This window comes from Idiomarina sp. A28L (genome assembly GCF_000218785.1).
In the GTDB taxonomy this organism is placed as follows: domain Bacteria; phylum Pseudomonadota; class Gammaproteobacteria; order Enterobacterales; family Alteromonadaceae; genus Aliidiomarina.
Map to the genome: position 1 here is coordinate 1 of NZ_AFPO01000022.1, position 3,529 is coordinate 3,529.

Consider the following 3,529-nt stretch of genomic DNA (forward strand, 5'->3'; position numbering starts at 1 on the left):
TAATAGGAGCCTGGCGGTGTCCTACTCTCGCATGGGGAGGCCCCACACTACCATCGGCGCTGACATGTTTCACTTCTGAGTTCGGAAAGGATTCAGGTGGTTCCACGTCGCTATGGCCGCCAGACAAATTTGGCATAATTTGAACAATCTGATAATTCGAAGTCTGAGCCAGCATAACTCACTCACTAACCTAGTGATGTCTCGTTCGCTTTTACGCTCCTGCATGCTCTCACACGCATCGTCACGCAACAACACCGCTTAGGTGTTGTATGGTTAAGCCTCACGGGCAATTAGTACAAGTTAGCTCAACGCCTTACAGCGCTTCCACACCTTGCCTATCAACGTTGTAGTCTTCAACAACCCTTTAGGGAGATTACACTCCAGTGAGAACTCATCTCGAGGCTCGCTTCCCGCTTAGATGCTTTCAGCGGTTATCGATTCCGAACGTAGCTACCGGGCAGTGCCATTGGCATGACAACCCGAACACCAGCGGTTCGTTCACTCCGGTCCTCTCGTACTAGGAGCAACCCCTCTCAATTCTCAAACGCCCACGGCAGATAGGGACCGAACTGTCTCACGACGTTCTAAACCCAGCTCGCGTACCACTTTAAATGGCGAACAGCCATACCCTTGGGACCGACTTCAGCCCCAGGATGTGATGAGCCGACATCGAGGTGCCAAACACCGCCGTCGATATGAACTCTTGGGCGGTATCAGCCTGTTATCCCCGGAGTACCTTTTATCCGTTGAGCGATGGCCCTTCCATTCAGAACCACCGGATCACTATGACCTGCTTTCGCACCTGCTCGACGTGTCTGTCTCGCAGTTAAGCTGGCTTATGCCATTGCACTAACCGTACGATGTCCGACCGTACTTAGCCAACCTTCGTGCTCCTCCGTTACTCTTTGGGAGGAGACCGCCCCAGTCAAACTACCCACCAGGCACTGTCCGGGACCACGATTCAGCAGTCTCCGTTAGAACATCAAACGTACAAGGGTGGTATTTCAAGGTTGGCTCCACGCAAACTGGCGTTCACGCTTCAAAGCCTCCCACCTATCCTACACATGTAGGTTCAATGTTCAGTGCCAAGCTGTAGTAAAGGTTCACGGGGTCTTTCCGTCTAGCCGCGGGTACACAGCATCTTCACTGCGATTTCAATTTCACTGAGTCTCGGGTGGAGACAGCGTGGCCATGGTTACACCATTCGTGCAGGTCGGAACTTACCCGACAAGGAATTTCGCTACCTTAGGACCGTTATAGTTACGGCCGCCGTTTACCGGGGCTTCGATCAAGAGCTTCGCTTACGCTAACCCCATCAATTAACCTTCCGGCACCGGGCAGGTGTCACACCCTATACGTCCTCTTTCGAGTTTGCAGAGTGCTGTGTTTTTAATAAACAGTCCCAGCCACCTGGTCACTGCGGCCCTCATTCGCTTACGGCGCAAGGCCTTCACAAATAAGGGCGTACCTTCTCCCGAAGTTACGGTACTATTTTGCCTAGTTCCTTCACCCGAGTTCTCTCAAGCGCCTTAGTATTCTCTACCTGACCACCTGTGTCGGTTTCGGGTACGGTTCTGCATACCTGAAGCTTAGAGGGTTTTCCTGGAAGTATGGCATCAGTAACTTCACTCCCGTAGGAGCTCGTCTCGTGTCTCAGCATATAGGGAACCGGATTTGCCTAATCCCCCTGCCTACTCACTTTCACGCGGACTACCAACGCCGCGATTACCTAGCCTTCTCCGTCACCCCATCGCAGTATGCAGCAGTACAGGAATATTAACCTGTTTCCCATCGACTACGCTTCTCAGCCTCGCCTTAGGGGCCGACTTACCCTACCCTGATTAGCATGGGATAGGAACCCTTGGTCTTCCGGCGTGGGGGTTTTTCACCCCCATTATCGTTACTCATGTCAGCATTCGCACTTCTGATACCTCCAGCAGACTTCTCAATCCACCTTCAACGGCTTACAGAACGCTCCCCTACCCAGCATACAAGTATGCTGCCGCAGCTTCGGTGCATGGTTTAGCCCCGTTACATCTTCCGCGCAGGCCGACTCGACTAGTGAGCTATTACGCTTTCTTTAAAGGATGGCTGCTTCTAAGCCAACCTCCTAGCTGTCTATGCCTTCCCACATCGTTTCCCACTGAACCATGACTTGGGGACCTTAGCTGGCGGTCTGGGTTGTTTCCCTCTTCACGACGAACGTTAGCACCCGCCGTGTGTCTCCCGGATAGTACTCATTGGTATTCGGAGTTTGCATCGGGTTGGTAAGTCGGGATGACCCCCTAGCCGAAACAGTGCTCTACCCCCAATGGTATTCGTCCGAGGCTCTACCTAAATAGATTTCGGGGAGAACCAGCTATCTCCGGGCTTGATTAGCCTTTCACTCCGATCCACAGGTCATCTCCTAATTTTTCAACATTAGTGAGTTCGGTCCTCCAATTGATGTTACTCAATCTTCAACCTGCCCATGGATAGATCGCCCGGTTTCGGGTCTACACCTTGCAACTAAGCGCCCAGTTAAGACTCGGTTTCCCTACGGCTACCCTATTCGGTTAACCTTGCTACAAAATGTAAGTCGCTGACCCATTATACAAAAGGTACGCAGTCACCCCATAAAGAGGCTCCTACTGCTTGTACGTACACGGTTTCAGGTTCTATTTCACTCCCCTCACAGGGGTTCTTTTCGCCTTTCCCTCACGGTACTAGTTCACTATCGGTCAGTTGGGAGTATTTAGCCTTGGAGGATGGTCCCCCCATATTCAGTCAAGATAACACGTGTCCCGACCTACTCGTTTTCACTAAAAAAGATGCTTCGTGTACGGGGCTATCACCCTTTATTGCGGCACTTTCCAGAGCCTTCCACTACATCTTTAACAGCTTAAGGGCTGCTCCCCGTTCGCTCGCCGCTACTAAGGGAATCTCGGTTGATTTCTTTTCCTCCGGGTACTTAGATGTTTCAGTTCCCCGGGTTCGCCTCCGTAACCTATGTATTCAGTTACGGATAGTGAGCAAGCTCACTGGGTTTCCCCATTCGGAAATCCATGACTCATGCGCCTCTTACTGGCTCATCATGGCTTATCGCAAGTTAGTACGTCCTTCATCGCCTCCAACTGCCTAGGCATCCACCGTGTACGCTTAATCACTTAACCATACAACACCTAAACGGTGTTCTATGTTTCTTACATGACATGAACGATACGCCACCAAAGTTAATCTGGTGAGTTATACCTGGCTTGTTCAAACTTCGTTTGTTTCTTTATCAGCTTGTCCAAATTATTAAAGAGCACATCACATAATGTGATTGATAAATATTCTTAATAAGAACACTTAGCAATGCGCATCATATGTGAAACAAAGAATCGGAATGTTTTCCTTCTCAGACAAGGCGGAAGCTGAGGAAGTTTACAATCAGTAAACGACGAAGCTTTCAACGCAGGATGAGGAGGAAAATGGTGGAGCCATGCGGGATCGAACCGCAGACCTCCTGGATGCAAACCAGGCGCTCTCCCAGCTGAGCTATGGCCCC

Annotated in this window: 1 tRNA gene and 2 rRNA genes; all 3 read right to left on the reverse strand. The window is 50.8% G+C overall.

Annotation, left to right across the window (positions count from 1 at the left end):
* Positions 1-8 precede the first annotated feature (8 nt).
* The 3 genes from rrf to A28LD_RS09710 all read right to left on the reverse strand — a co-directional run bounded on the left by rrf (position 9) and on the right by A28LD_RS09710 (position 3,529).
* Positions 9-124, reverse strand: a 5S ribosomal RNA gene (gene rrf, locus A28LD_RS09700).
* Positions 125-269: 145 nt separating this feature from the next.
* Positions 270-3,152 (reverse strand): 23S ribosomal RNA (locus A28LD_RS09705).
* A 301-nt stretch (positions 3,153-3,453) separates the two neighbouring features.
* Positions 3,454-3,529: transfer RNA gene (locus A28LD_RS09710), tRNA-Ala, on the reverse strand.